The sequence below is a fragment of the Psychrobacillus sp. L3 genome, from assembly GCF_042945595.1.
Lineage (GTDB): Bacteria > Bacillota > Bacilli > Bacillales_A > Planococcaceae > Psychrobacillus.
On sequence record NZ_CP168493.1, the window covers coordinates 1,509,097 to 1,535,265 of the forward strand.

Genomic DNA, 26,169 nt, shown 5'->3' on the forward strand with positions numbered 1-26,169 from the left:
CAACGCCTTCGTGACCAACATCCTGTTGGCCTCCGTCTGGAGTCGCCACCTTTCACTACAATCCATTAAGTGAGTAGTTCCTAATAAGAAAGTATATGAAATTGATATACTAGAAATCCAGTATTCACAAAGACTTGAAGTGATTTTAATGGTGTCTTCCTTAAGCAGGATTTCCTATATGTTTTTACTTTTATCGTACACAGTATACATGAATCAGCGGGTAGATGATTAGAATTGGTGGGCCTGAAAAAAATAGGTAGTATTCATTGATAAAGAAGCGCTGAGCGGACGAAATTGCATCTTCGTCCGCTTTTAAAAGAATAGGAAAGCATCTAATCTCTCATTAACCAAGCCTTACGCACCTTGTCTCTACAAATTTCAAGAAAGCGACGGACAAACATCCGCCACAAGATTATCGAAAAAAAGTGGATGGAGAAGTGACGCAGTCACTTCTCCATCCACAAAAATTCCTGCGGTAATAGTGTAGCGAATGTTTCGTCCAAAGCACTCTGAAATAGAGAAGACAAGATGCACTTAAAGGACGTTTGCGTTTTTCTTATCTATTAGTTTCAAATTGATATCGGATACAGTTGTAGCGCTCGGCAGAAATGAAGGTGAATTTTTTTCTTATTTGGAGAAGTGTCCGTTCGATTCTTCGCCCGCGGTAAGCTTCTGAAAACAAAAAGAAAGACTAATTATTAAATAAATAGGCATCATGTAAAGGTTTATAAAAACTTTTACGAGATGCCTATTTTTTGATTAAAAAAATGTTAATGTTCCCATACTATAAATGAATAAATTCTATGTCGAAAATCGACTAAAAAACAATGATTTTTTCTACTTTTGTCAAGCACAAGGAATTTTAGCTATTGATGTTGAATTGCGCTATACAAGAGGAGGCGATTATATGTATCACGAAGTAGAAAAAGTCGGTGAAGAGATTATTATTATTCGATTAAAAGGTGAATTAGATCATCATGGTACGCATGATATACGAAATGAAATAGTACCTATGATCAAAAATGGTTCTATTAAAGTATTAGTTTGGAATTTAAAAGATTTACATTTTATGGACAGTTCGGGTATTGGTCTTATTCTTGGAAGAATGCGGGAATTGGCGCCTAAAGATGGTCAGACAATTATCGTCAATCCATCTCCTACAATGAAGAAAATTTTTCAGTTTGCGGGGTTAAGCCCATATATTTATAACGAATCAGAAATTGAAATTATGTCAAATTTAGGGGGCATTGTTTATGGACAATGAGATTACATTATCTTTTATTGCTAGAAGTGAGAATGAAGCGTTAGCTAGAATGGTAATGTCTAGCTTTATTGCCGCAATTGATCCGACAATTGAAGAGTTATCGGAATTTAAGACTGTTATTTCAGAAGCAGTAACAAATGCGATAGTACATGGATACGAAGAAGATGGTGTCGGGAAAATTGATATTCATGCACAAAGAAGCGATAGAGAAATAATTGTTTCTATCGTTGATTATGGGCGAGGAATTCAAGATGTTAACCAAGCACGAGAACCCTTATTTACGACGAAGCCAGAGGAAGAACGGTCAGGAATGGGGTTCACGATTATGGAAAGTTTTAGCGATGATGTGGACATTTATTCCATTCCTAATAGGGGGACTACTGTAACTATTACGAAGAAATTTGTACCAATTCAAGAATCTTGTAGGATCGTCTAATGATGAATAATAAGCCGTCTATTTTACTTACACAAGAAAAAATGAGAGAGCTAATTGCATTATCACAAGAAGGGGATAAACTAGCTAGACAGCAAATGATTGAAGGTAATACGAGGCTTGTTTGGTCGATTGTGCAACGATTTGCATCTAGAGGGGCTGACTTGGAGGATTTGTTTCAAATTGGTTGCATTGGACTCATGAAATCCGTGGACAAATTTGATCTTAGTTATGAAGTAAAGTTTTCTACTTATGCAGTTCCAATGATTATAGGCGAAATTCAGCGTTTTTTAAGAGATGATGGTATGGTGAAAATTAGTCGTTCGATTAGAGAGCTTAACTTTAAAATTCGTCATGCAACGGATGATTTTTTAAAGACACATGAACGACAGCCGACCATTTTAGAACTAGCAAGTATTTTAGAAGTTACAAGAGAAGAAATCGTTATGGCAACAGATGCCTTAAGGGACCCGGCATCATTGCAAGAACAACTGTATGAAAATGAAAGCGGCGATGCTTTAACGTTAATGGATCAAATGAAAGATGAACGTTCGGAAAAGTCGTTCGATCATATCCCTCTAAGAGAGCTGGTTGAAAAATTAGAAAAAAGAGAACAAATGATTATTTATTTGCGATATTACCTAGACTGTACACAAAGCGATATTGCAGAACGACTAGGTATATCTCAAGTTCAAGTATCTAGACTCGAGAAGAAGATATTAACCCAGTTAAAAATGTGGTTAGTACCTGCTGGTTTTGCTAGTAATCAAAAAGTAAAAGACGGGTGATTGATACGAATTCATTATTTTCCAGTATGTCAGAAGCAGAAGAGTTTTTGAAAGAAAAGTTTGGTGTCAATGAATCTTATGATGTTGGTAATTTGCATACACATTTATTTGATTTTCCAGTGTTACTTATCTATATAAATGGATTAGTTGATGGTGCAGTTCTAACGGAGTTATTGGCAAATGTGCAAGAAAATAAATGGGAAACAGATTTAGATGAAAATAGAGTAATGGAACACTATTTTCCATATCACTCCATTACTCAATATGATTCAAAAGAAAAATGGCTAGTAGCACTTCTCAGTGGTCAAGTAACATTTATATTGAAGAATGGGTCTGTCTATACGATTGATGTTCGAACTTATCCAGGCAGACAGCCAGAAGAACCGGATAACGAGAAGGTAGTGAGAGGGTCAAGGGATGGTTTTACGGAAAACATTGTCCAAAATACAGCTCTTATCAGAAGAAGAATTCGAGATACGGACTTACGTTTCGAGTTGCATCAAGTATCTACGATTGGCCAAACGGACATTGCGATTTCTTTTATTAAAGGGATAGCTAACGAAGATAATTTAGCCCAAATTCGAGATAGGATGAACCAAATTCAACATGATGGGTTCACAATGACGGATAAAGCATTGGAAGAATGGATATTTAAGCAAGGGTTTCATCCGCTTCCGTTTGTTCGATTTACAGAAAGACCAGATATTGCAGCAGCACATTTATTGGAAGGACATATCGTAATAATTGTTGATACATCACCATCTGTAATCATTGTGCCAACAACATTATTTCACCATCTTCAACATGCGGAGGAGTATAGACAAGCACCGATAATTGGTACAATCGTTAGATGGATACGTTTTACAGGTGTATTACTAAGTCTTTTCCTACTACCATTTTGGTATTTACTTGCAAAACATTCTGAATATCTTCCGAAGTCATTGGATTTTTTAGGTCCAAAAGATGTAGGTGAAATTCCGTTGTTAGTACAGATATTATTTGCAGATGTTGGAATTGAATTTTTGAGGTTAGCGGCGATTCACACACCGACACCTTTGTCGACTGCTATGGGTATTATTGCAGCGTTAGTAATAGGGCAAATGGCCGTTGATGTGGGTTTATTCATTCCAGAAGTGATTTTGTATACAGCGATTACAGCGATATTTACTTTTGCTATACCATCCTATGAGTTAAGTATTAGTACGAAAATTTTTAGAACGCTTCTTTTACTTAGTACAGCATTGTTAGGAGTAAATGGTTTTTTTGTAGCAAATGTATGTTTACTTTGGTATGTATGTTCCGTAAGACCTTTAAATGTCCCTTATTTATGGCCAGCACTCCCTTTCTTTCCGAAAGCCTTTCTACGTATTCTGATCAGATTTCCAATGCCGACTAATGCAAAAAGACCATATATTACACGAGCGCCTGTTCGAAAAAGGTCTTGAATAACATTGCAATTTCCTCTTTTACTGTGGTAAAGTTCATATAGATAAAGAGGAGAAGAGGCGGGGTACATGGTGATGATATCAAAGCATGCTGTAAATGAAAAAGGTCACTTATTATTAGGTGGAATAGATAGTATAGAATTAGCCAAAACATACGGAACACCACTATTTGTATATGATCTGTCGCTTATTAGAGAACGTGCACGTTCATTTATTAATACGTTTAAAGAACAAAATGTACAAGCCCAGGTTGCATATGCTAGTAAAGCCTTTTCAAGTGTAGCGATGTATCAAGTGATGGATCAAGAAAATTTATCCCTTGACGTAGTGTCAGCAGGAGAATTATATACTGCACTAAAGGCAGGATACCCTGTAGAACGTATTCATTTTCACGGGAATAATAAAAGTAAATCGGAATTATTGCTTGCACTCGAACATAACATAGGTTGTGTCGTGGTAGATAACTTTTATGAAATTGAATTACTAAAAGAATTAACTACTGAACGTAACCAAAAAGTGAATATTTTATTGAGAGTTACTCCAGGGGTAGAGGCGCATACGCATGATTATATTACAACTGGTCAACAAGATTCAAAATTTGGCTTTGATTTACTAAATGGACAAGCGGACCGAGCATTTCAAGAAGTTTATCTAGATGAACATATCCAATTACTAGGTTTGCATTGTCATATTGGATCACAAATTTTCGAAACAGTTGGTTTTAAAGTAGCTGCAGAAAAACTCATAAAAAAAATGATTGCATGGTATAATGAATATAATTTTCAATGTACTGTACTAAATTTAGGTGGAGGATTCGGGATTAAATATACAGATGAAGATACCCCTTTAGAGCCTTCTGTATACGTGAAAGAAATGGTAATAGTCGTGAAAAAGTTAGTTTCAAACACTGATTTTGCGATGCCAGAAATCTGGATTGAACCGGGTCGTTCTCTCGTAGGGGATGCCGGTACATCTTTATACACAATTGGAGCAGAAAAAGAAGTTCCAAACGTTCGGAATTACCTTGCAGTAGATGGGGGTATGTCAGATAATATTCGACCTGCATTATATGGTGCATTATACGATGCAGTTATTGCGAACAAAATCGACTATAAAATTGAAAAAGAGTATACGATAGCTGGCAAGTGTTGTGAATCAGGGGATAAACTAATTGAACATATTTCATTACCAAAAGCAGTGGCTGGGGATGTTTTAGCTATGTTCTGTACGGGTGCATATGGATATGCTATGGCAAGTAATTACAATCGGTTGACAAGACCTGCAGTCGTTTTCGTGGAGCATGCAAAGCACCAACTAGCAGTAAGACGTGAAACGTTAGAAGATATCGTCCATCTAGATCTTCCTTTAACAATGAAAAAGGAGTGATGAATGGATGAAAAAACAAAATATTATTCTCTTTCTTATGTTGCTATTAGTTGGAATTGGTTGGGGAGTAGTGTATTGGCTCTTTTTTGCTCCGAATGGAAATTTGTAATTTGAATAACTGTCGTGTAAGATAGAAAAAGTTTCTTTAAGAAATTAAAAGAGGGTCTAACATATGTTACTAAGGTATAAAAAAGCATTTGAGAAAATTTCTATGGGGCTTCTTTCTTTCATGCCTCAAGAAAAAGACGTAAAGAAGTTATTAGAAACAATTCATCAATATGAAACTGATCCGAATTGGCACTTGTTCCTATGGAAAAGGGAAGAGGATTTAGTAGGGATAGTTGGCGTTCGAATGCAAGATTCAAATGGAATCATTCAGCATATATCGGTTAATCCCTCTCATCGAGGAGAAGGTATTGGGAGAGAAATGATTCAAAATTTGCCATCTATTCTACATACAACATCTATTCAACCATCAGATGAAACAAAATCTTTTTTTGAAAAATGTCAAATGGAAAATGAAGAGGAATGACGTTAACATCTGTCATCTCTTCTTTTTTTGCTTTTTTCTCGTTCTTCAAGTATTTCTGAACGATCTCTTAGCATATGCTTATGAATAAGATAATCTAACGCTTCTCTATTTTCGATTTTTCTTTTGTTCACTAAAGTTAGTAATTTGGAATCTTTAATCTGAATGGAAAAGGGTTGAAATGCACTCGCTTTTTGCATGAGCTCAAGCGAGAGAGTTGTAGCTTGCAGGATTTGTTCATAGTCAATTGTTTCAAAAAAAGTGGAATCACATGTTTGGATTAATCGTTTGTTACTGGTACTCATTGTTTTAATTGCGCCTGTAATATTTCCTCTTCGCCAATGATACATACTAGTGGACATCAGTATTAAAGCCGCTAAGGGATGATCTTTTTGTCTTGGAGCAACCTCTTTCCAATAATCTTCTAATACTTCGTGGCATTCAAAATAGTCGGTGGTTTCATTAAATTCTTTTAGAAATTGTACAAAATTAGGATGGAATGTAGGATGCAAAATAATCACCTTTCCTCTATAATGATGTTAAAAATCGATAATAGGTGGAGTTTTATGTCGTATGAAGTAAAGACCGAGGCGTTTGAAGGACCTCTTGATTTATTATTGCATTTAATAAATCGTTTGGAAATAGATATATATGATATTAAAATGGCGGAAATCACTTCACAGTATATGGAGCATATACACGCTATGAGAGTGCTTGAGTTAAATGAAGCTAGTGAATACTTAGTGATGGCAGCAACTTTATTGTCCATTAAAAGTAAAATGCTTCTTCCAATTCATCAAGATGAGGAAATGGAAGGCGATTTTGATATTTCCTTTGATGATCCTAGGGATGAGTTAGTATTAAAGTTAATTGAATATAAAAAGTATAAAGAAGCTGCTAGTAGCTTACATGAAATGGAGGAATCTCGTAATCTATTTTACACAAGACCTCCTGCAGACTTGAGTGGTTTTCAAGATAATCAGCCAGTTGCTTTGTTTGAACTAGAAGTTAATGTGTATGATATGTTAGGTGCTTTTCAGAAAATGCTCCGTAGGAAGCAATTAAATGCGCCACTTCAAACTAGAATTAGTACACAAGAAGTTTCGATAAGAGATCAAATGAAAAATGTACTATCGACTTTAAAACAAAATGGAGGTAAATTATCTTTTTATGACTTATTTCCGTCAAGAGATAATATGACAATTGTTATCACATTTTTATCCTTACTCGAACTAATGAAGCGTCAAATTGTTCAAATAGAACAAAAAAGTAATTTTGAAGAATTATTTGTTCTATTGCGAAAGGAAGATATGGAAAGTGAATTCGAAGATAAACTTATGGAGTAAAATGGAGAGCTTGCTATTTGTTAGTGGTGATGATGGGTTAACAAAAAAGCAATTAGCATTTTTGACAGAAACAACAGAAGAAGTGGTCACACAAACGTTAGATAAAATGATGCAAGAATATGAGTCGAGCGCAGAACGAGGAATTGTCATCAAACAGCTGGCTGGGACCTATCAATTTGTGACCAAATTAGCCAATGTGCAAACAATTCAAAAGTTAGTAGAAAATCCTACTTCCCAGTCACTCTCTCAAGCGTCATTAGAAGTATTGGCAATTATTGCTTATAAACAACCAATTACAAGGGTTGAGATAGAAGATATCCGAGGCGTGAAGTCAGAAAGACCAATTTATACGTTATCGGCGAAAGGTCTTGTACAAGAGGTTGGTCGTGCAGAAGGAACGGGAAGAGCGATTTTGTATGGTACAACAACCGAGTTTCTTCAGTATTTTGGACTCAAAGATATTAAAGCACTTCCGCCATTGCCAGAAGAAGTTTCGGTGGATGAAATGGAAGACGCGGATTTATTTATGACAAAGTTTCAAGAAGCATTAGTAAAAGAGGAATAACTTAAAGAGGAGTATATATTATAGTCAATAAAACACTTATTTTTTTGTTGCTTTTCCTATTTTGGCAAACGAATGGTGTCGAGGCTTCATCGTCTTATGTTGTAATTGATGTTAATTCCGGAAGATTACTAGAAGGAAATAATGCTAATGCTGAACTTCCGATCGCTAGTTTAACGAAGGTCTGGACAGCTTTAACCGTGTTGAATTCTTGCGATTTGGATGAAGAAATAACTATTTCAGCACAAGCCTCATCCCAAGAAGGATCCTCTTTATATTTGCAAGCAGGGGAGGTTTGGACTGTGAATTCTCTGCTTCACGGACTTCTTTTGCAATCAGGAAATGATGCTGCTTATGCACTTGCGGAACATACAGGTGGTTCAATCGAAGGATTTGTCCAAATGATGAACGAAAAAATTCAAATTGCAGGAATGGAGCATGCTCATTTCACTAATCCTTCTGGACTTCACAATGATGATCATTATGCATCTGCTTTTGATATGGCTACTATGCTTCGATTGGCGCTTCAAAACGAAAACTTTTATAAAATTGCATCCGCTAAAACTTTTAAGCCAAAGGAACGAAATGTCCAATGGAGAAATAAGCATAAGCTTTTGCATTATGAGGATGATGCTGTGGCTGGTAAAACAGGGTTCACCAAAAGAGCTGGTAGAACACTCGTAACGTATTTCAAAGATGGGTCGAAAGAAATTATTGTCGTTACTTTAAATAATTCAAATGATTGGAAAATGCATACTTCTTTAGCGGATAAAATTTTCGCTAACTATGAGGTTGTGAAAGTTGTAGAAAAAGGCAAATATAAATTGTTGAATAACGAGGTAATTGAGGTTAAGCAGGATCGCTTTTTATTGGTGAATAAAGAGGAGAAAAAACAATTGCAGAATGTATTACATATTCCTAGGAAAAAAGATATTGATACACCTTATATGTGGAACGTTTATATAAATAATGATCTTGCTTTGCGATTTAATGTAACGAAAATTAAAAAATAATTTTAGAAGACAGTTTTACAAAAAGACTGTCTTCTTTTAATTTGGATGAAAGTATGACATAATTCACTCATGTTAGTGGAAAGAATGGACGAGGTGAACGATTTGGAGAGATTACAAAAAGTACTTGCTCACGCAGGTGTAGCATCAAGAAGAAAGTCAGAAGAAATGATCTTGCAAGGTAAAGTAAAAGTGAATGGTAAAGTAGTGACCGAACTTGGTATAAAAGTGACGGATACGGATACAGTGGAAGTAGAAGGAGTTAAGTTAGAAAAAGAACAAAAAGTATACTATTTGCTGTATAAACCAAGAGGTGTTATTTCGGCGGTAACAGATGATAAAGGTAGAAAGACTGTAACTGATCTGCTACCACATGTGACAGAACGTCTCTATCCAGTAGGTAGATTAGATTATGAAACATCCGGTGTGTTATTACTTACAAATGATGGCGATTTTTCATATGCATTGACGCATCCTAAATTTAAAGTCGATAAAACCTATGTTGCAAGAGTAAAAGGGATTCCGCTTAAAGAACAATTACGCCCATTAGAACGTGGAGTTGTTTTAGAAGATGGTAAAACGGCCCCAGCACGAGTGAAATTATTATCTTCCGAACGTAAAACAGATAAAGCAATCATTGAAATTACGATTCATGAAGGTAAAAATAGACAAGTTCGACGCATGTTTGATGCAATTGGATTCCCAGTGCAAAAACTAAAACGGGAACGATTTGGCTTTTTAACATTGCATAGTCTTAATGCTGGAGAGTGGAGAGAACTGTCTACTCATGAAGTAAAACAGTTACGAGTTCTTGCCGAAACAGGTAAAATAGGGAACTAAAACCAAGTATGTTCACAAAGCATTCAAAAGTCTCAATTTTAACCGTTATTTATTTTGGTATAATAAATAACGGTTATGCTTTGAATTGGAGGAAAAGAAATGGCTCAATCGAAAAAGAAACGGTTATACATAAGATCCGTTATTTTGGTAGTGCTTACATTAGCAATTATATTTACTGTATATTCAAACTTAAATAAAGAAAAAAATGCAGTACTTAAAGTAGGCGACAAAGCACCAGATTTCGTTTTGGTTGATATGCAAGGAAATGAGCATAGACTTTCAGATTATAAAGGTAAAGGGGTATTCTTGAATTTTTGGGGAACTTGGTGTAAACCATGTGCAACAGAAATGCCTGCTATGGACAATCAATACAACATTTATAAGGATCATGGAGTTCAAACATTAGCTATCAATATTGGTGAATCAGATTTGAAAGTAAATAGTTTTGCAAAACGTTATGGATTATCATTCCCTATTGCAATCGATCGAAATAAAAGTGTCATGGAATTATATAATATTGACCCGTTGCCTACTACTTTTTTAATCAATCCAGACGGTCGGATTGTAAAAATTATAAAAGGTCAAATGACTGAGAAAGATATTGCTAATTTTATGGGTCAGGTTAAACCTTCCTAAAGGAGTTCGTAAAAATGGACAAAATAGTTTGTACATGTGGGAACGTAAATCCAAATGGTACAGAATTATGTGAAAGTTGTGGTCGTCCTTTAAACAAAGATGTAAGCGAAAAAAAACTTGTAGATATGCGTTATGAAGGTTCTGCTAGACGTTCTCAAACATATAACAAAACAATTATTGATAAAATATGGAATTTCTTTTCGAGCGTAAAGGTTGGTATGTGGATAATAACTTGCATTTTAGTTGCCGCTGCAATTGGTACGATACTTCCGCAAGTTTTTTATGTTCCAGCGACTAGAGAAGCCGATATTGCGGCATATTATGAAAGAGTATATGGCACTTTTGGTAAACTATACTATGACTTGGGGTTATCCGATTTATATAGCTCCTGGTGGTTCCAAACACTAGTCGGCATGCTTGGTATTTCATTAGTTATTGCAAGTCTAGATCGTGTAATTCCACTCTACAAATCTTTAAAGAAACAAAAAACAAAACGACATATTAGTTTTTTAAGTCGTCAACGCATTTATGGAATTGGTGAAGTAGAGGCACCTAACGATTCAATCGACAAAGCGGAAGCTAAGTTAAAAACAATGCATTTTAAAGTGAAACGCGAAGGAAATGCCATCCTAGCGGAAAAGGGACGTTTTTCACGATGGGGCCCCTATATCAATCATCTTGGTCTGATCCTCTTTTTGCTTGGAGTTATGCTGCGGGCTATTCCGGGATTTTATGTCGATGAAACGATGTGGCTAAGAGAAGGGGAAACGCTTCACATACCTAAAACAGATGGTTATTTCTTGGAAAGTAAACAGTTTACTTACGAGACATATTCAAAAGAAGAATCTTCAGAGGTATTTGGTGAAGCAATTGACCGGGTTGGCGCTATCGCTAAAAATTACCAAACAGATGTTACTTTATTCAAAGGTTCAGAAGATGCAGTAGCGGGAAAATCAGAGGATTTAACATTTGTTAAAGATGCATCTATACAAGTAAATAAACCACTAAAATTTAATAACTTTTCAGTGTTTCAAATGGATTTCCGTTTGGATGAGTTAAAATCCATGAGTTTCCAATTACAAGATAAAGCATCGAAAGAATCCTTCGGAGAATTCACAATTGATCTAGCTAATCCTCAATCTGAGTATGATTTTAAAAATGGTTATAAAGTTGAGATATTAGATTATTACGCTGATTTTACAGGATTCGAAGATGGAGTTCCACAATCAAAATCTCCACTTCCAAATAATCCAGCATTTTTAGTGAAGATGTATAGTCCAGAATTTCCAAAAGGTGAAACAAGCTTTGTTATGATAAAAGAAACGCTTGAACCATTAGGTGAAACAAAACATAAAATTGCTTTCCAAAGTGTTGAAACAAGAGATGTCTCTGGTTTAACTATACGAAAAGATTTAACACTTCCTATTCTTGGGCTTGGAGGACTAATCTTCATGATTGGAGTAGCTCAAGGGTCGTACTGGAACCATCGTCGTATTTGGTTGCAACTATTAGAAAATGGACAAGTTGTTATTGCTGCTCATACGAACAAAAACTGGCTAAGCATTATGAAAGATTTAGATGCAGTTTCAGAAGTAGCGGTGCTTCCACCATTCGAAGATCAACTAGATCTAGATTCTAAAGCAGAAAAAGAGGAAGGGGTATAATTTGATGAATTTGGTATCACTTAGTAGTAACTTATTGTTTATTGCGTTTATCGCTTATTTAGTAGCAACCTTTTTATTTGGAGGTGCAGTAAAGGGTTCGAACTCAGAAGCTTCTAAGTCTTTTGAACGTTGGGGTAAATTAGCAATAAGTGTGACTATACTTGGCTTTATTGCTAATGTTGGTTACTTTATTACTAGATGGATTGCTGCTGGACATGCTCCGGTAAGTAATCTATTTGAGTTTACAACTGCCTTTGGTATGATGGTCGTAGGTGCATTTATCTTACTTTATTTTCTATACAGAACACCTGCGCTTGGTCTTTTTGCATTACCTATCGCGGTATTAATCATTTCTTATGCTAGTATGTTCCCAAAAGATATTAACCCATTAATACCAGCTCTAAAAAGTTATTGGTTAACTGTGCATGTAATTACTGCTGCACTTGGTGAGTCTATATTAGCAATCAGTGCTGTTGCTGGTTTTATCTGGTTATTAAAAAATATTGACTTAACTAAAAAGTCTAAGCAACGTTTTTGGATAGAGGCAGTTATGTATGTTATTGTGTTAGTTCTAGGATTTGTTGTTGCGACTACTTCTTTCTCTTTAGCAAATTATAAAGCTGAATATAATTACGTAGATAAAGAAGGAAATGTTGCTAAGATGGAATATGATATGCCGCCTATTTTCGGCATGAACAAATCAGAAGCAATCACTGAAAATGCAATGGCACCTTTAGTGGAAATGCCGCCACTTGTAAATGCTAAGAAACTGACAATCGTTACTTGGTCCGTACTTTTTGGAACGGTGCTATATGTATTATTGCGTTTAATTTTACGCAAACGAATTGCTGCAGTCCTACAACCATTTGCGAAAAAAGCAAACTCTCAATTCATGGATGAAATAGGTTATCGTTCGGTGCTTATCGGATTCCCAGTGTTCACACTAGGTGCACTTATTTTTGCGATGATTTGGGCGCATGAAGCATGGTCTAGATTCTGGGGTTGGGATCCTAAAGAAGTTTGGGCGCTTATTACATGGCTTTTTTATGCAGTATTTTTACATCTTCGCCTTACTAGAGGTTGGCAAGGTGAGAAATCTGCTTGGTTAGCTTTAATTGGGTTTATTATTATTATGTTTAACTTAGTTGCAGTTAATCTAATTATTGCTGGTTTACATTCTTATGCTTAAATTTTTTGCTCTTATCTCTTCATAATGAGGTAGGAGCTTTTCTTTCAATTTAGGAACACAAATTGTACAATATAAATAGAAGTTGATAGAGAGGTATGATAATATGTCAGAAATGATTAAACTTTTAGTGGTCGATGACGAAGAACGTATTCGTCGCTTGTTGAAAATGTATTTAGAAAGAGAAGGATATGAAGTTGAAGAAGCGGAAAATGGAGAAATTGCTCTACAACTTGCATTAGAAAATGACTATAATTGCATATTATTAGATATTATGATGCCAGAAAAAGACGGAATCGAAGTAATAACAGAATTACGTGAACATAAACAAACTCCTGTCATTATGCTAACTGCAAAAGGAGAGGAAGCAGACAGAGTAGAAGGTTTTGAATTAGGGGTAGATGACTATATAGTAAAGCCTTTTAGCCCTAGAGAAGTAGTTTTGCGTACTAAAGCTATTCTTAGAAGATCCGCCGTGTTGTCGCCAATGCAAGGAACTTCCGCTTCAAAAGATATCGTTGTATTCCCTCATCTAACTATTGATCACGATGCCCACCGTGTGACAGCAGATGGGGTGGAAGTTAGTTTAACGCCGAAAGAATATGAGTTACTCTATTTCTTAGCAAAGGCACCAGATAAAGTATTTGATCGGGAACAATTACTAAAAGAAGTTTGGCATTATGATTTTTTCGGAGATTTACGTACAGTTGATACACATGTAAAACGTTTGCGTGAAAAGCTAAATAGGGTTTCTGAAAAGTCTGCGAAAATGATTGTAACTGTTTGGGGTGTAGGTTACAAATTTGAGATTGTCAATGAATAGAATTTGGAATAGTGTTGTCGGGAAGCTATGGGGAACCATATTGCTTCTCGTCTTATTTGTGTTGTTTATCGTAACCGTATTAATGCTTGAATTTCTGGAGAACTTCCATACGCAGCAAGCAGAAGAAACATTAAGACAAGAAGCTGCTACCATTGGTAAAATAGTAGAGCAACACGATAAAGTAGAAGACTCGCTTCAAATCATACAAGATATACTGGGCGCAGAGACAAACGCTTTAATTGTCAGAAATTCGGAATCTGTTTTTTTATCGATTCATGATGGGTTAAACAAAGATGTCATAAAGGATAAAATATTAAGTGATTCTGACCTCGTAAAAGTATATATTTCCAATAAAACAATCATAAAAAAAATGTTGATGCCCTCTATGACAAAAGAAGACCAAATGGAATCTTATATTATTTTAGCTTCTCCTTTTGAATCTGATAAGGAAATACATGGGGCTGTCTTTATTTATCAGAGCTTAGAAGTAGTAAATAAAACATCTAATCATACGACGAGAATTGTTTTTTTATCTGGTTTTATCGCATTACTATTAACGACAATGTTTTCGTTCTTTTTAACTTCCAGAATTACTTCTCCATTACGTACGATGCGTGAAGCAGCATTAGAATTAGCTAAAGGAAACTTTGAAACGAAAGTACCACAGCTACAAAGAGACGAAATAGGTGAACTTGGATCTGCATTCAACCGAATGGGAAAACAGTTAAAAAATCATGTTGAGGTAATTAACCAAGAAAAAGAGCAGTTGTCGAATATCTTAACAGCTATGACAGATGCAGTTATAACATTTAATAAGGATTTTCTTGTTCTTGTTAGTAATCCTCAAGCCGATATACTATTTCAAAAATGGAATATAAATAACGAAACAACGGATTATTCTCATCTACCAGCTGAGTTATACCATTTACTAGACCATGTATTCAATTTAGAAGAGGAGTTAGAAGAAGAATTGGATATTAAAGGTTCCTACTTCTCGGTGTCCATTAGTTTACTTTATAGTAAAGAAGCAGTACGCGGAGCAGTGGTTGTGCTTAGAGATATGACAGAACAGCACCGTCTAGACAAAATGCGTTCAGACTTTATCGCAAATGTATCGCATGAACTTAGAACACCAATATCTATGCTTCAAGGATACAGCGAAGCAATCATTGATGATGTGGTCACGACAGAAGAAGATCGAAAAGAAATGATTCGTATTATCTATGATGAGTCGAAGCGAATGGGAAGATTAGTGACAGAGCTTTTAGACTTAGCTCGTTTAGAATCGGGGTATTTAAGTATTTTCACAGAGGAAGTCTCCATAATACCAACGATTGAACGAATTACCCAAAAGTTTGATCAAATAGCAAAAGAAAATAATGTCCGATTAGTGCTTGAGCAAAATCTTAAAGATCCACTATTCTTAGAATTAGATGAAGACCGAATGGAACAAGTGCTTACAAACTTAATAGATAATGCGCTACGTCATACAGAAGAACAAGGCTCAGTAACGGTGAGATTAAACCGACTGAATCATCAATTGACTATCGAAGTAGAGGATACTGGTTATGGTATTCCAAGTGAAGATCTTCCTTACGTATTTGAACGTTTTTACAAAGCAGACAAAGCAAGAACAAGAGGGAAAAGTGGAACAGGTCTTGGCCTAGCTATCGCGAAAAATATTGTAGAACGTCATGCGGGCAACTTGTCAGTAGAAAGTGAACTAGGAGTTGGGACAAAATTCATTGTCCAATTGCCGATTTTGTAATTGAACGTTTCATGCATATTTTTTTCTGCGTCTATCTTTATGCTAGAGAAAATTTTGATGTATGTGAAACAAAAAAAGTTCATGAACGACTAATATTAAGAACGGGGGGAGCATATGAATGACTCCGTTTTCCACCGCTTGTATGATAGTTATCATCAAGACGTTTTTCAGTTTCTCATCTATTTAGTGAAAAATAGACAAACTGCGGAAGACTTGGTCCAAGAGGTATATGTACGTGTTCTAAGGGCATATAGCAGATTTGAAGGAAAGAGCTCTGAGAAAACATGGCTATTTTCCATTGCAAAAAATGTAGCGATTGATCATTTTAGGAAGCAATCAGTCAGAAAGAAAAGGCTGTTCGAATCTTTTGATTGGGAAACAATGCAGCTTGCATCAACTGATATGCTTCCAGAAGATTCAGTTCAATTAAACGATGAAATGAAAACTCTACTCATCGCATTGGATGATTGTACAGGTGATCAAAAAATGGTTATTATTATGCGTTATTTTCAAGAACTTTCTATTGCTGAAACAGCTCAAATATTAAACTGGACAGAAGGGAAAGTGAAAACAACGCAACATCGAGCAATAAAAGCACTTCGTGAACGATTATCTGCAGTAGAAAAGGAGGGTAATGTTCATCATGAGTGATTGGGAAAAAGATGAAAAAGCACTAGATGAGCTAATGAATAAAATGCCCAAATTTACAGATCATCGTTCCAAAGAAGATGTGTATAATCGGGTAAAAATGGAATTAGAAAATCAAAATAGCGAAAAAAATAAAAGGACAACTCGTATGTTCTTATCCAAATGGAAACCTTTTGTTGTTTCCATTGCCTCCATACTTATTCTTACGTTTTTAGTAACTAACTTCGTCAATGAGAAAGAATCTTCTTTGTCAAAAGATATTTCAAGCAGAAGTATGGAACAAAAAAGTAGTAAAAAAGAAGGTTTGCGTTCCATGGATCCTACCGAAGAAGCATCCATCTCAAGTGATACAGCGGAAACTGAATCAACTAATTCAATGTTGACAATGTCGAGTTTAGATATATCATCTATAGAGTTAGTTCCGTTGAATAACACAACTTCTGTTTACGAAGATAATCTTCATGGTGGAACTATTTTTCACTTTTCGTTAATTGAAAATGCATTATCGGTTCCAGTGACTATTATTATTCCAAAAGAGCAAATGATTAGTGATTTTCCAAATATGCCTCCAAATAGCCTTCAACTTTATGAACGCTATGCAAATATAATTGACGAAGAGGCATTAGGATTCAATGACTATCATCCTTACAAAGGATATTTTAGTGCAGAAGGTAAACAATTAAAGCATTATTTACCTGCTGAACACGGGTATGATATAGCTCCTGGTACATCCGCTCCCTATTGGTCTTCAATCAATGAAATTTTCACAGATTTTGATTCATTGATGAGATTAAAAGAGGATGGAACTCCAATCGAATGGGACCAAGCAGGGATATTGGATAAACCGAGTGTATTATCTGGTGCACAAGCTCATCAAAGCTACTTCAAGTATGTGGCTTTTAATGGTAAATCTTATTTATCTCCAAACTTCACAAAAAGTTTTGATTCACTGTCTGAAGCGTTTGTTTATATGAAAAACTCCGAAAATGATATATACACTTCGGTTATTCCGAATAAAGTGACCTATTCTTTTAGAGTTGATCATGATATAACAATTATTCGGTTTGATGAACCCATAGACCTTTCTGTAATGGACGGAAGTGATGCAAATCTGATGATTGAAGCATTTTCATTAACAGCAGCTAGTTTTGGATCTGCAGTGAAGTTAGAAAATGTCGTGCAAAAGCAGTGGAATGAATTTGATCTAACAAAGCCACTTCCTGTACCACTTGGACCTAATGGTTTTATAATGGAAGCAAAATAATTATAAGGAATGTCAGCTATGAGTACTTAATATAGCTGGCATTCTTTTTTGAAGATAGCATATCTCATTGGTTGACTAATCGAACTACTACAAAAAATGTAGGAATGTAATTAAATTCACCATTAGGACATTTTTTCTGTTCTCCTTGAACGAACATCTAATTTTGAACAACCCGCTGTTTTTTATTATGTGCAGTATAGAAATAGTGAGTCGTAAAACAAGAACCGCTGAGCCTTCGCGCTTGCCGCACCTAGCAAGAGCCAACTCGTGCTGCGCCCGAGTGGGTCTCATGACTTCGGCTCATGCGCGCTACGGCATATGCATCTGGCTATTTTATATTGTGAAAGGCTATTCCAAATAATAAAAAGTATTTCCTTTATTTCTAGCGGCACCATAGTACAGTTGCATGATGTTGCTATTATCCATTCAAACAATGATCGCTTCTAATAATTCGATACCAATCACTAGATAGTCTGTCACATTAAACGAATCATGGATTTTAACCTATAGAAAATGCAACATAAGACTAGATTGAATGCGTCATTTTTGATTAAGTAGCAAGCTCTATTAGATTGTAGCGAAAGGGCGGCGACTCCAGCGGGATGAGTGAGACAGATGAGCCATTACAACGACGCAAATGCGGCGGTAATGGCTCATCGCTCACCCCGCGGAAAGCGTCCGCCCTGCAGCGGAAATCCCAGGGGTAACTTTCTTACGACGCACTATGTCTAAAGAGCGCTTAAATCGGTCACCGCTAGTCTTTTCGCACCAATCAACCGTGTAAATAAGGATGACAATACGCTTTGTCGAAAAAATGAATTAAAGCTTATAACTATTCGACCAAAACATGAAATCCAAAACAGTTATATTGCATAACCATATTATTTTTGTTAATATGGTATTAATTCGAGATAAATATCTTGAAGGTTAATAAAATATTGATTCATCTTCGGGGCAGGGTGCAATTCCCGATCGGCGGTATTAGAAGATTTTTTCTTGAGCCCGCGAGCCGTTAAGGCAGGATTTGGTTAAATTCCAAAGCCGACAGTATAGTCTGGATGGGAGAAGGTGAAGGTACAGTCGTTTTTCGTATACTCTAATACGGATACGCTTATTTAAGTGTGCCTTATTTCTCCTTTAAGCTTTATTTGCTTAAGGGGTTTTTTGAGTATGGAATACGTTCTGAACTTTTCTTCTTGTGGAGTGAATCGCAAAAGGAGAGAGAACATTATGTCAAAGAGCAAGACGCGAATGCTTATTGCAATCGCTATGTTAAGTAGTATTTCGTTTGTATTAATGCTACTTGCATTTCCGTTACCAGTATTACCCGCTTATTTGAAGGTGGACTTTAGTGATATTCCTGCACTAATCGCAGCAATTACGATGGGGCCGATTGCTGGTATTCTCGTAGCATTTTTGAAAAACGTGCTAGATTGGTTGTTTTCAGGTAGTCCAACCGGTGTTCCTGTAGGACATATGGCGAATTTTGTAACAAGTATTTTATTTTTAACACCTGTTTACTTAATTTATCGTAAAGTTTCATCTTCAAAAGGAATTATGTATGGTTTAGCCTCTGGGACGATTTCCATGGCAATAGGGATGAGTGCATTAAATTATTTTGTATTTTTACCTATGTATTCCTATTTTTTAAATTTCCCAATGGAGTCAGGTACTGCGTTATTTAATACGATTATTTTCGGTATTTTACCGTTTAATTTGATCAAAGGTATTTTAGTAACGATTGTTATGATTGTCCTATTCAAACGATTAAAGCCAATACTCGATAAAGTAACCCATTCATTCAGGATTCCAGATATAAATTAATAAAAGGCCGTTTCTCTATTTCAGAGAAGCGGCCCTTTTTGAGAGATTAGGAAATGAATCTTGGATGCAAGGAATCCAGTAATAACTGGGGCCCATAAGTTGTGCTTCAAATCTTACAAGGATGTTATTGTTCATTTTTCCCTTTTACCGTCCACAATATACATGAATAAGTGCGTGTATGATTAGAGTTGGTGGAAACTGAAAAAATAGATAGTATCCATTGATATAGAAGCGCTGAGCGGACGAAATTGCATCTTCGTCCGCTTTTCAAAGAAAAGGAAAGCATCAAATCTCTCATTAACCAAACCTAATGCACCATGTCTCTACCAATTTCAAGAGGGCGACAGACAAACATCCGTCACAAGATTACCGAAAAAAGAGTATCTGGAAGTGACTGAGCCACTTCCAGATACTCCATAAAAGTCTTCGTTAATAGTGTAGCCAATGTTTCGACCAAAGCACTCTGGAATTGGTGATGACCAGGTGCACTTAAAGGCCGCTTGCATTTTCCTTATTCAAACTTTAAAGCGTCGCCTTCAAATGATTCATCTGCTACTTTAATAGAGTCAGTTGGGCAACCTTCAAATGCATCTTCCATATCTTCTAGTAATTCGTCTGGAACTTCAGCAGTACCCATGTTATCATCTAAAATAACGAAAGCTATTCCTTCGTCATCATAATCATATATATCTGGTGCAGCGGCACCACAAGCGCCACAAGCGATACATGTATCTTTGTCAACTATTGTATATTTTGCCATTACTTTATTCTCTCCTTTATATCTACTTACATGAATATACTATCTTATTCATTCTAAAGGTGTTTACACGACATTTCAACAAAAATACATTTAAAATGTGAGGTATTTCAATTGTATTTTCAACAACTATTATTATTAATCATACATAAATTCCATGGAGAGAGATCATCTACAGCTCCATTCTATTTGTTAAAAGGGAAAAAATCTGGCCAAACTATACAAGATGTTACTTATTTTAACTTACATCCTTTTTTCTCACTTTATCCTAACCTTTCTAAAGAAGAATATAATGTTGAGGTTTCTAAACTATTATCAAATGAATTCATCGAAATCAAAGAATCATCTATTTCATTAACAGAGATAGGCTTTCTTCAAATGAATTCAATGCGCAAGCCTTTATATAATGGATGGTTATATAGAGGAAATGAGGTTGTATTTTGGAGTAGGATAGAGTTAGTTGTGCAAACATTGTCTAACTTTCAAGCTGATAAAAAACAGTTTGTTCCAAATCAAAAAAATCAGCTCGTTCATCAATTTGTGAAATCATATTTAGTAATGAAAAACTTCCAGGACTCGGCATTCGTAATTGAATTTAAAAAACAAATAGTGCAATTACTTGCTAGTCCAATATTTGAAGACATACACCGGGAGCTGTTTGTTTATCGATTAAGTGGATATGACAAAAGTGGAATGACCTGGGAGCAACTTGCTCGCAATTACAATCTAAGTATTTTGGATGTGAAATTATTATTTATTGAAGGTTTACATATTGCTTTAACTGCAATAACAAAAGAAAGATATCCAGATTTATACGCCCTTACAAAAGATATTGAAGTAATGATACCTTTAACCGATTCAGCAATGAAAACGTATCGTTTATGGGAAAAAGGGTATAGCATCCATGAAATTGCAGAAATGCGATTTTTAAAAATAAATACGATAGAAGACCATATAATTGAAATGGTTTCAATAAAACAAGATTTTCCAATAATGGATTTTATGAATGAAGAACAAGTACGAAAGGTAGTACAAACTTCAAAGGAATTACAAACAAAGAAATTAAAAAGAATTCGAGAACAATTTCCCGAATTAAGTTTTTTTCAAATAAGACTTGCACTTACAAAAGGGGAAGTAGTGAATGGATAAGTTGACAGAAATACTAAAACAAAAATTCGGTCATACTTCTTTTCGAAATGGACAAAAAGAAATCATCCAACAAGTGATTGAAGGGAAAGATGTCATAGCTATCTTACCAACTGGGATGGGAAAGTCATTATTATTTCAATTGCCAGCTTATTTGATGAAAGGTACGGTTGTAATTGTTTCACCTTTATTGTCGCTCATGCAAGATCAAGTAGAACAACTAAAAATGATAGGAGAAAAACGAGTTGTTGCGATAAATTCATTTTTATCTTTTGAACAAAAAGAATCGGTATTTCAAAACTTATCCGGCTATAAATTTATCTTCACTTCTCCAGAAATGCTTCAAAACGACCGATTTAACAGGGCGCTTTCCTCTATTCAAATAGCATATGTAGTAGCTGACGAAGCCCATTGTATTTCGCAATGGGGATTCGATTTCCGGCCAGATTACTTAAGAATCTCCAAGTGGCTTCAAACTTTTCCTAAAACGAGTGTCCTTGCTTTAACGGCAACTGCAACTAAAAAAGTTGTACAAGAGATCAAACGTACATTACATATGAAAGAACCATATGAATATGTCCATTCATTAGATCGGCCCACTATCGCATACGAAGTGAAACAATTGGACGATCAAAAAGAAAAAGTAGCGTGGATTTTAGGGCGGATAACGACAACTAATGGACCGGGTATTTTATATACTCAATCACGTAAGAAAACGGAGTCTTATGTAGAAGAGCTACTTAAAAAAGGAATTCGTGCTGCTTTTTATCATGCGAAAATGGACCAAGATGATCGAGTATTGATCCAACAACAGTTTCAACAAGGGAAATTGGATTGGATTTGTGCGACTAATGCATTTGGGATGGGTATTCACAAAGACAATATTCGACAAATCATACACGATCATATACCCACATCCATCTCTAGTTATATGCAAGAAATAGGTAGAGCTGCAAGGGATGGTAAACAGTCCATAGCTTCACTTGTCTATACTAATTCAGATGTTGAACAAGCCTTTTACGTTGCAATGCAGGATTTTCCTGAAGAAGCTGATATTAAACTTGTTTACCAAACGGATGACGTTCAAATTCAATTATCGGAAACTACAACTCGTATATTGAATTATTGGAAGGAAATTTTATCAGAACAAGAAACAACGGATTTATTTTATGAAATCAAACAAAAGAAAAGGATGGAAATACAGAAATTGTTTACATTATTTCAAAATGAATGGTGTATTAGAGAGCAATTATTAAACAATTTTGACGAACAATTAAAAGAGCGGCCAATTAATTGTTGTACTGTTTGTTCTTATGACATTCATCATGTGCTTACAGTAAGAACCGAACAAAAGGAAGAGGAAAAACAACTAAATTGGAAAAATAGACTAAATGAATTGCTTTACTAGTATTACTATTGGGAAGTTTACTTTTTCAACAAAATTCGTCATAATAGAAATAGTAAAAAGAAGGAATGATTGGAGTTAGAACAATATGAATCAAGATGATTACCAAAAAAAAATAGATGAACATAGGCAATCTATTGGCTTAGAGGAAGAAATGAATGAGCCCAGAAGAAGCAGAAGAACGAGCTATGCTAAAAAAACAAAGAAAAAATCTAAAAACTTACTAATACCTGTTTTATTTTTTATCTTTATTTTAATACCTGTATGTATTTTTATTTATGTACAATTTTTCTACACCGCGGAAACAGAAAACGTTACGAATCAAGGTGTTACTTTAGAAAAAAAACCAATCTCTAATACTGGTGATGATAATAACAAGGAAGATGAAAAAAATAATTCAGAGACAGTAGTTGAGCAAGATCCAGTAGTGACAGCCCCTGAAAAGGATGCGGAAGTAGAACCCATAACAGAAGAACCAATAACAGAAGTAGAAACTAAAACAGCAACACAGACAGAAGTGAAAACAAAACCAACAGAAGTTTCACAAACTAAAACACATATCGTACAAAAAAATGAAACGCTTTATCGAATTGCTATCAATTATTATAAAGATCCTAAAGCAGTTGAAAAGATTAAAGTTGCAAATGGTTTAAAATCGGATAGTATTTCAGCAGGTCAAAAGCTTGTTTTACCTTAAAAATTTGTAGAAAAGAAGGATATTTACAAACTTTGTCGAATATATATCATTAATCTGTAATGGAAGAGGTGTTTATATGTTTGTTAAAAGTGTAATGATTCCGAAAGAAAAATGTTTGACCGTTAATGTGAATGCATCGTTAATGGAAGCCTTGCAGCAATTAGATGAGAAAGAAATTGATGCAATGCCGATACTTGAGAATGGTATGTATAAAGGAATGTTTAATAAATATCTTTTGTATAAAGCATATTTCTATAGTGATGTAGAAAGAGATACCTTTTTAAAACAAACTACCGTTAGAGATATTATTGTAAGAGAGGACACGTTTGTACAATTAGAAGATGTTTTTGAAAGTGCATTAGTAAAGTTGTATGATTTTCCAATCATTGCAGTATTAGACGAAGGAAAATTTCTTGGGATTGTCACTAGATACGACACTATTTTACAATTCCGTAGCGCTTTTGGTATGGAAAGTAAAGGAACCAGAATAGCGCTTACCTCTGTTGAATCTGAAGGGCGTATTCTGAAAGTAGCTGATATATTAAAGAAATACCATACACCGATTATTTCCTTAGTTACTTTTGACGAAACAGATAAAATAGCTCGCAGAATTATATTGAAAATTGATAATGATCAAAAACTGAGTCGCATAATTGAGGATTTTGAGAAATCTGGATTTCGTGTATTACATATTGATAAAGACACATAACAAGCTCAATATTTTTCGTGTGATACTGGACAGGGGTAGTTCCCTGTCTTTTTGTATGTTCTTAGGAGGCTTTTTCTTGATGTATATCATTATACTTATTATAACCTGCATTATATTATTGCCTTTATATATGCTGTTTTTAGCATTTCAAATAAACGTAAAAGAACATTCTCTTCGTATCGAAGAAATGAAAGATGGGGAACAATTCCGTGTATTTTTCATTTCTGATATTCATCGAAGAAAAATACCTGATAAAATGATAAATTCTCTTTTAGGAAGAGTGGATATAGTCATTATCGGAGGAGATTTAACGGAAAAGGGAGTGCCTTTAGAACGGACAGAAAATAATATTTTGCAGTTGTGTCGACTAGGTAAGATTTCTTATGTCTACGGAAATAATGATCGTGAGGTCGGAGAACCACAATTAAATTCGATACTAGAGAAAAATCGAGTTTGTATTTTAAATAATAAGTCTATTGTACTAAATTCAAGTAAATCTATCATTCGCCTTATTGGAATAAATGATGGATTTAATGGTAGGGTTAATATATATGATGCATTTCAGGATGTTTTAGAAGAGGAAATTATTATTTTTGTATCCCATGCTCCTGCTTTTTTTAATAACGCCAAAAAATTGGCAAGGCCGCATCTATTGTTAGCTGGGCATCTCCATGGCGGTCAAATTCGTTTTGGGCCTTTTGGTATTTACGAAAATGGTGCGTTTAGAGAAAAAGAAAATAGTGCTGAACTTATTAGCAATGGATTTGGTACAACAGGCGTACCGTTAAGGTTAGGCGCAAGATCAGAGTGTCATATTATAACTTTATTCGGATAAGTTACTGTAAATAATTTCTAAAATGGTGGAAGGAAGTTTTAATGGTGGAACAAAATGTAGATGTGCTGATTGTTGGCGGTGGCCCATGTGGGTTAGCTGCTGCAATCGCGGTTCAAGAACTTGGGTTAAATTACGTGGTCATTGAAAAAGGAAACATAGTAGATGCAATTTATAATTATCCTACACATCAAACTTTTTTTAGTACAAGTGAAAAATTGGCGATTGGTGATGTTCCCTTTATAGTCGAAGAAAGAAAACCAAAGAGAAATCAAGCTTTAGTTTATTATAGAGAAGTTGCAAAGTTAAAAAAACTTCATGTAAATAAATATGAATTTGTAAACAATGTTGTGAAAAAAGAAGATAAGTTTCTAGTGACTACCTCGAAAGCAATTTATATAGCAAATTACGTAATAATTGCAACTGGTTATTATGATCAACCAAATTATATGGACATACCAGGAGAAGAATTAACAAAAGTCTTTCATTATTTTAATGAAGGTCATCCTTATTTTGCTCAAAATGTTTTAGTTATTGGAGGTAAAAACTCTGCAATTGATGCTGCGTTAGAGTTGAATAAAGCTGGTGCTAATGTCACCGTAGCGTATCGAGGAAGTGATTATTCCCCTAGTATTAAACCTTGGATCTTACCAGAGTTTGAAGGGCTAGTTCGAAATAAGGAAATTGATATGCTATTTAATACAGAAGTTCTATCTGTGGATGCAAAATTCGCTTATTTAAAAGGTCCAACTGGTAAATTTCAAGTTGAAAATGATTTTGTATTTGCAATGACTGGTTATCATCCAAATCGAGCATTTTTAGCTGACATCGGAATAGAAATTGATTCTATTACCGGAAGACCGTCATTTAACGAAGAAACAATGGAAACGAACGTAAAAGGTGTTTTTATAGCTGGAGTAATAGCTGCAGGGAATAATGCAAATGAAATCTTTATTGAAAATGGTCGTTTTCATGGTGAACAAATTGCTCTTGAAATAGAAAGAAAGCGAAAGGGCAACTAAATGCCTTTTCGCTTTTCGTCTGCATTTCCTGAGTCATTCCTAATTGAATTCTCTAACTGCATTGCTAGAAGTTTTCTTGAAGAAAGTATATAAATTTTTATACCGTGAATAGGTTGATTTCCGCTCCAATCAACAGTCCTAATGAGGAAAGATTATACTTCGTCCACTTTTAAAAGAATAGGAAA

26 protein-coding genes and 1 riboswitch are annotated in these 26,169 nt (G+C 35.1%); of the genes, 24 read left to right on the forward strand and 2 right to left on the reverse strand.

Annotated features, from left to right (window positions below):
• Positions 1-790: 790 nt before the first annotated feature.
• The 6 genes from ACEPXD_RS07150 to ACEPXD_RS07175 all read left to right on the forward strand — a co-directional run bounded on the left by ACEPXD_RS07150 (position 791) and on the right by ACEPXD_RS07175 (position 5,848).
• Positions 791-1,264: an anti-sigma factor antagonist gene (locus ACEPXD_RS07150; protein WP_391121616.1), complete on the forward strand. Its 474-nt coding sequence runs from the start codon at positions 791-793 to the stop codon at positions 1,262-1,264.
• Positions 1,254-1,700, forward strand: a complete 447-nt coding sequence (gene spoIIAB, locus ACEPXD_RS07155; RefSeq protein WP_391121619.1) for an anti-sigma F factor — start codon at positions 1,254-1,256, stop codon at positions 1,698-1,700. Before ACEPXD_RS07150 ends, spoIIAB begins: the two co-directional genes overlap by 11 nt.
• Entirely contained in the window at positions 1,700-2,485 is a 786-nt protein-coding gene (locus tag ACEPXD_RS07160; protein WP_391121622.1) for a SigF/SigG family RNA polymerase sporulation sigma factor, read from the forward strand. Before spoIIAB ends, ACEPXD_RS07160 begins: the two co-directional genes overlap by 1 nt.
• A gap of 26 nt (positions 2,486-2,511) precedes the next feature.
• The gene (locus tag ACEPXD_RS07165; RefSeq protein WP_391123075.1) at positions 2,512-3,930 is read left to right on the forward strand and encodes a spore germination protein; all 1,419 of its coding nucleotides are present in this window, start codon (positions 2,512-2,514) and stop codon (positions 3,928-3,930) included.
• A gap of 69 nt (positions 3,931-3,999) precedes the next feature.
• A complete protein-coding gene (gene lysA / locus ACEPXD_RS07170; protein WP_391121625.1) occupies positions 4,000-5,316 on the forward strand; it encodes a diaminopimelate decarboxylase in 1,317 nt (438 codons plus the stop codon).
• Between the two features lie 172 nt (positions 5,317-5,488).
• Entirely contained in the window at positions 5,489-5,848 is a 360-nt protein-coding gene (locus ACEPXD_RS07175) for a GNAT family N-acetyltransferase (protein ID WP_391121628.1), read from the forward strand.
• A 2-nt stretch (positions 5,849-5,850) separates the two neighbouring features.
• Here ACEPXD_RS07175 and ACEPXD_RS07180 read toward each other — a convergent pair whose 3' ends face one another.
• A complete protein-coding gene (locus tag ACEPXD_RS07180) occupies positions 5,851-6,366 on the reverse strand; it encodes a DUF309 domain-containing protein (protein ID WP_391121631.1) in 516 nt (171 codons plus the stop codon).
• A gap of 45 nt (positions 6,367-6,411) precedes the next feature.
• Here ACEPXD_RS07180 and ACEPXD_RS07185 point away from each other — a divergent pair, with 45 nt between their 5' ends.
• The 12 genes from ACEPXD_RS07185 (at position 6,412) to ACEPXD_RS07240 (ending at position 19,416) form a co-directional block, all read left to right on the forward strand.
• Positions 6,412-7,191: a segregation/condensation protein A gene (locus tag ACEPXD_RS07185; protein WP_391121634.1), complete on the forward strand. Its 780-nt coding sequence runs from the start codon at positions 6,412-6,414 to the stop codon at positions 7,189-7,191.
• A 1-nt stretch (position 7,192) separates the two neighbouring features.
• Positions 7,193-7,756: an SMC-Scp complex subunit ScpB gene (scpB, locus tag ACEPXD_RS07190; protein WP_391123078.1), complete on the forward strand. Its 564-nt coding sequence runs from the start codon at positions 7,193-7,195 to the stop codon at positions 7,754-7,756.
• A gap of 47 nt (positions 7,757-7,803) precedes the next feature.
• Positions 7,804-8,766: a D-alanyl-D-alanine carboxypeptidase family protein gene (locus tag ACEPXD_RS07195; RefSeq protein WP_391121637.1), complete on the forward strand. Its 963-nt coding sequence runs from the start codon at positions 7,804-7,806 to the stop codon at positions 8,764-8,766.
• Positions 8,767-8,868: 102 nt separating this feature from the next.
• On the forward strand, positions 8,869-9,603 hold the full coding sequence (locus tag ACEPXD_RS07200; protein WP_391121640.1) for a pseudouridine synthase: 735 nt from the start codon (positions 8,869-8,871) through the stop codon (positions 9,601-9,603).
• A 99-nt stretch (positions 9,604-9,702) separates the two neighbouring features.
• Positions 9,703-10,239 carry a thiol-disulfide oxidoreductase ResA gene (gene resA / locus ACEPXD_RS07205; RefSeq protein ID WP_391121643.1) on the forward strand — a complete coding sequence of 179 codons (537 nt, stop codon included), beginning with the start codon at positions 9,703-9,705 and terminating at the stop codon, positions 10,237-10,239.
• Positions 10,240-10,253: 14 nt separating this feature from the next.
• A complete protein-coding gene (locus ACEPXD_RS07210; RefSeq protein WP_391121646.1) occupies positions 10,254-11,903 on the forward strand; it encodes a cytochrome c biogenesis protein ResB in 1,650 nt (549 codons plus the stop codon).
• Positions 11,904-11,907: 4 nt separating this feature from the next.
• Positions 11,908-13,092, forward strand: a complete 1,185-nt coding sequence (ccsB, locus tag ACEPXD_RS07215) for a c-type cytochrome biogenesis protein CcsB (RefSeq protein ID WP_391121649.1) — start codon at positions 11,908-11,910, stop codon at positions 13,090-13,092.
• A 103-nt stretch (positions 13,093-13,195) separates the two neighbouring features.
• The gene (locus ACEPXD_RS07220) at positions 13,196-13,912 is read left to right on the forward strand and encodes a response regulator transcription factor (RefSeq protein ID WP_391121652.1); all 717 of its coding nucleotides are present in this window, start codon (positions 13,196-13,198) and stop codon (positions 13,910-13,912) included.
• Positions 13,905-15,680: an ATP-binding protein gene (locus tag ACEPXD_RS07225; protein ID WP_391121655.1), complete on the forward strand. Its 1,776-nt coding sequence runs from the start codon at positions 13,905-13,907 to the stop codon at positions 15,678-15,680. The genes ACEPXD_RS07220 and ACEPXD_RS07225 overlap by 8 nt, the downstream gene beginning before the upstream one ends.
• A gap of 114 nt (positions 15,681-15,794) precedes the next feature.
• Positions 15,795-16,331 carry an RNA polymerase sigma factor SigX gene (gene sigX, locus ACEPXD_RS07230; protein ID WP_151699610.1) on the forward strand — a complete coding sequence of 179 codons (537 nt, stop codon included), beginning with the start codon at positions 15,795-15,797 and terminating at the stop codon, positions 16,329-16,331.
• Positions 16,324-17,592: a hypothetical protein gene (locus ACEPXD_RS07235; RefSeq protein WP_391121658.1), complete on the forward strand. Its 1,269-nt coding sequence runs from the start codon at positions 16,324-16,326 to the stop codon at positions 17,590-17,592. Before sigX ends, ACEPXD_RS07235 begins: the two co-directional genes overlap by 8 nt.
• Positions 17,593-18,533: 941 nt before the next feature.
• Positions 18,534-18,666, forward strand: a riboswitch (FMN riboswitch).
• A gap of 156 nt (positions 18,667-18,822) precedes the next feature.
• Positions 18,823-19,416: an ECF transporter S component gene (locus ACEPXD_RS07240; RefSeq protein ID WP_391121661.1), complete on the forward strand. Its 594-nt coding sequence runs from the start codon at positions 18,823-18,825 to the stop codon at positions 19,414-19,416.
• 511 nt (positions 19,417-19,927) lie between these two features.
• On the opposite strand, the gene ACEPXD_RS07245 is transcribed toward ACEPXD_RS07240, so the two are convergent.
• Positions 19,928-20,176: a ferredoxin gene (locus ACEPXD_RS07245; RefSeq protein ID WP_151699613.1), complete on the reverse strand. Its 249-nt coding sequence runs from the start codon at positions 20,174-20,176 to the stop codon at positions 19,928-19,930.
• Between the two features lie 111 nt (positions 20,177-20,287).
• Between ACEPXD_RS07245 and ACEPXD_RS07250 the strand changes: the two genes are divergently transcribed.
• The 6 genes from ACEPXD_RS07250 (at position 20,288) to ACEPXD_RS07275 (ending at position 25,984) form a co-directional block, all read left to right on the forward strand.
• Positions 20,288-21,322: a helix-turn-helix domain-containing protein gene (locus ACEPXD_RS07250; RefSeq protein ID WP_391121664.1), complete on the forward strand. Its 1,035-nt coding sequence runs from the start codon at positions 20,288-20,290 to the stop codon at positions 21,320-21,322.
• Positions 21,315-22,727 (forward strand): RecQ family ATP-dependent DNA helicase, encoded by a 1,413-nt coding sequence (locus ACEPXD_RS07255; RefSeq protein WP_391121667.1) that lies wholly within the window; start codon positions 21,315-21,317, stop codon positions 22,725-22,727. Before ACEPXD_RS07250 ends, ACEPXD_RS07255 begins: the two co-directional genes overlap by 8 nt.
• 85 nt (positions 22,728-22,812) lie before the next feature.
• On the forward strand, positions 22,813-23,421 hold the full coding sequence (locus tag ACEPXD_RS07260) for a LysM peptidoglycan-binding domain-containing protein (protein WP_391121670.1): 609 nt from the start codon (positions 22,813-22,815) through the stop codon (positions 23,419-23,421).
• 76 nt (positions 23,422-23,497) lie between these two features.
• A complete protein-coding gene (locus tag ACEPXD_RS07265) occupies positions 23,498-24,130 on the forward strand; it encodes an HPP family protein (RefSeq protein ID WP_391121673.1) in 633 nt (210 codons plus the stop codon).
• Between the two features lie 79 nt (positions 24,131-24,209).
• Positions 24,210-24,965: a metallophosphoesterase gene (locus ACEPXD_RS07270; protein ID WP_391123081.1), complete on the forward strand. Its 756-nt coding sequence runs from the start codon at positions 24,210-24,212 to the stop codon at positions 24,963-24,965.
• A 41-nt stretch (positions 24,966-25,006) separates the two neighbouring features.
• Entirely contained in the window at positions 25,007-25,984 is a 978-nt protein-coding gene (locus tag ACEPXD_RS07275; RefSeq protein WP_391121676.1) for a YpdA family putative bacillithiol disulfide reductase, read from the forward strand.
• Positions 25,985-26,169: the final 185 nt, after the last annotated feature.

What these genes read in the sequence shown, in the direction of transcription:
- ACEPXD_RS07150 (WP_391121616.1), top strand. Translation starts at nt 791, where the DNA reads ATGAATAAATTCTATGTCGAAAATCGACTAAAAAACAATGATTTTTTC.
- spoIIAB (WP_391121619.1), top strand. Translation starts at nt 1,254, where the DNA reads ATGGACAATGAGATTACATTATCTTTTATTGCTAGAAGTGAGAATGAA.
- ACEPXD_RS07160 (WP_391121622.1), top strand. Translation starts at nt 1,700, where the DNA reads ATGATGAATAATAAGCCGTCTATTTTACTTACACAAGAAAAAATGAGA.
- ACEPXD_RS07165 (WP_391123075.1), top strand. Translation starts at nt 2,512, where the DNA reads ATGTCAGAAGCAGAAGAGTTTTTGAAAGAAAAGTTTGGTGTCAATGAA.
- lysA (WP_391121625.1), top strand. Translation starts at nt 4,000, where the DNA reads ATGGTGATGATATCAAAGCATGCTGTAAATGAAAAAGGTCACTTATTA.
- ACEPXD_RS07175 (WP_391121628.1), top strand. Translation starts at nt 5,489, where the DNA reads ATGTTACTAAGGTATAAAAAAGCATTTGAGAAAATTTCTATGGGGCTT.
- ACEPXD_RS07185 (WP_391121634.1), top strand. Translation starts at nt 6,412, where the DNA reads ATGTCGTATGAAGTAAAGACCGAGGCGTTTGAAGGACCTCTTGATTTA.
- scpB (WP_391123078.1), top strand. Translation starts at nt 7,193, where the DNA reads ATGGAGAGCTTGCTATTTGTTAGTGGTGATGATGGGTTAACAAAAAAG.
- resA (WP_391121643.1), top strand. Translation starts at nt 9,703, where the DNA reads ATGGCTCAATCGAAAAAGAAACGGTTATACATAAGATCCGTTATTTTG.
- ACEPXD_RS07210 (WP_391121646.1), top strand. Translation starts at nt 10,254, where the DNA reads ATGGACAAAATAGTTTGTACATGTGGGAACGTAAATCCAAATGGTACA.
- ccsB (WP_391121649.1), top strand. Translation starts at nt 11,908, where the DNA reads ATGAATTTGGTATCACTTAGTAGTAACTTATTGTTTATTGCGTTTATC.
- ACEPXD_RS07220 (WP_391121652.1), top strand. Translation starts at nt 13,196, where the DNA reads ATGTCAGAAATGATTAAACTTTTAGTGGTCGATGACGAAGAACGTATT.
- ACEPXD_RS07225 (WP_391121655.1), top strand. Translation starts at nt 13,905, where the DNA reads ATGAATAGAATTTGGAATAGTGTTGTCGGGAAGCTATGGGGAACCATA.
- sigX (WP_151699610.1), top strand. Translation starts at nt 15,795, where the DNA reads ATGAATGACTCCGTTTTCCACCGCTTGTATGATAGTTATCATCAAGAC.
- ACEPXD_RS07235 (WP_391121658.1), top strand. Translation starts at nt 16,324, where the DNA reads ATGAGTGATTGGGAAAAAGATGAAAAAGCACTAGATGAGCTAATGAAT.
- ACEPXD_RS07240 (WP_391121661.1), top strand. Translation starts at nt 18,823, where the DNA reads ATGTCAAAGAGCAAGACGCGAATGCTTATTGCAATCGCTATGTTAAGT.
- ACEPXD_RS07245 (WP_151699613.1), bottom strand. Translation starts at nt 20,176, where the DNA reads ATGGCAAAATATACAATAGTTGACAAAGATACATGTATCGCTTGTGGC.
- ACEPXD_RS07255 (WP_391121667.1), top strand. Translation starts at nt 21,315, where the DNA reads ATGGATAAGTTGACAGAAATACTAAAACAAAAATTCGGTCATACTTCT.
- ACEPXD_RS07260 (WP_391121670.1), top strand. Translation starts at nt 22,813, where the DNA reads ATGAATCAAGATGATTACCAAAAAAAAATAGATGAACATAGGCAATCT.
- ACEPXD_RS07265 (WP_391121673.1), top strand. Translation starts at nt 23,498, where the DNA reads ATGTTTGTTAAAAGTGTAATGATTCCGAAAGAAAAATGTTTGACCGTT.
- ACEPXD_RS07270 (WP_391123081.1), top strand. Translation starts at nt 24,210, where the DNA reads ATGTATATCATTATACTTATTATAACCTGCATTATATTATTGCCTTTA.
- ACEPXD_RS07275 (WP_391121676.1), top strand. Translation starts at nt 25,007, where the DNA reads ATGGTGGAACAAAATGTAGATGTGCTGATTGTTGGCGGTGGCCCATGT.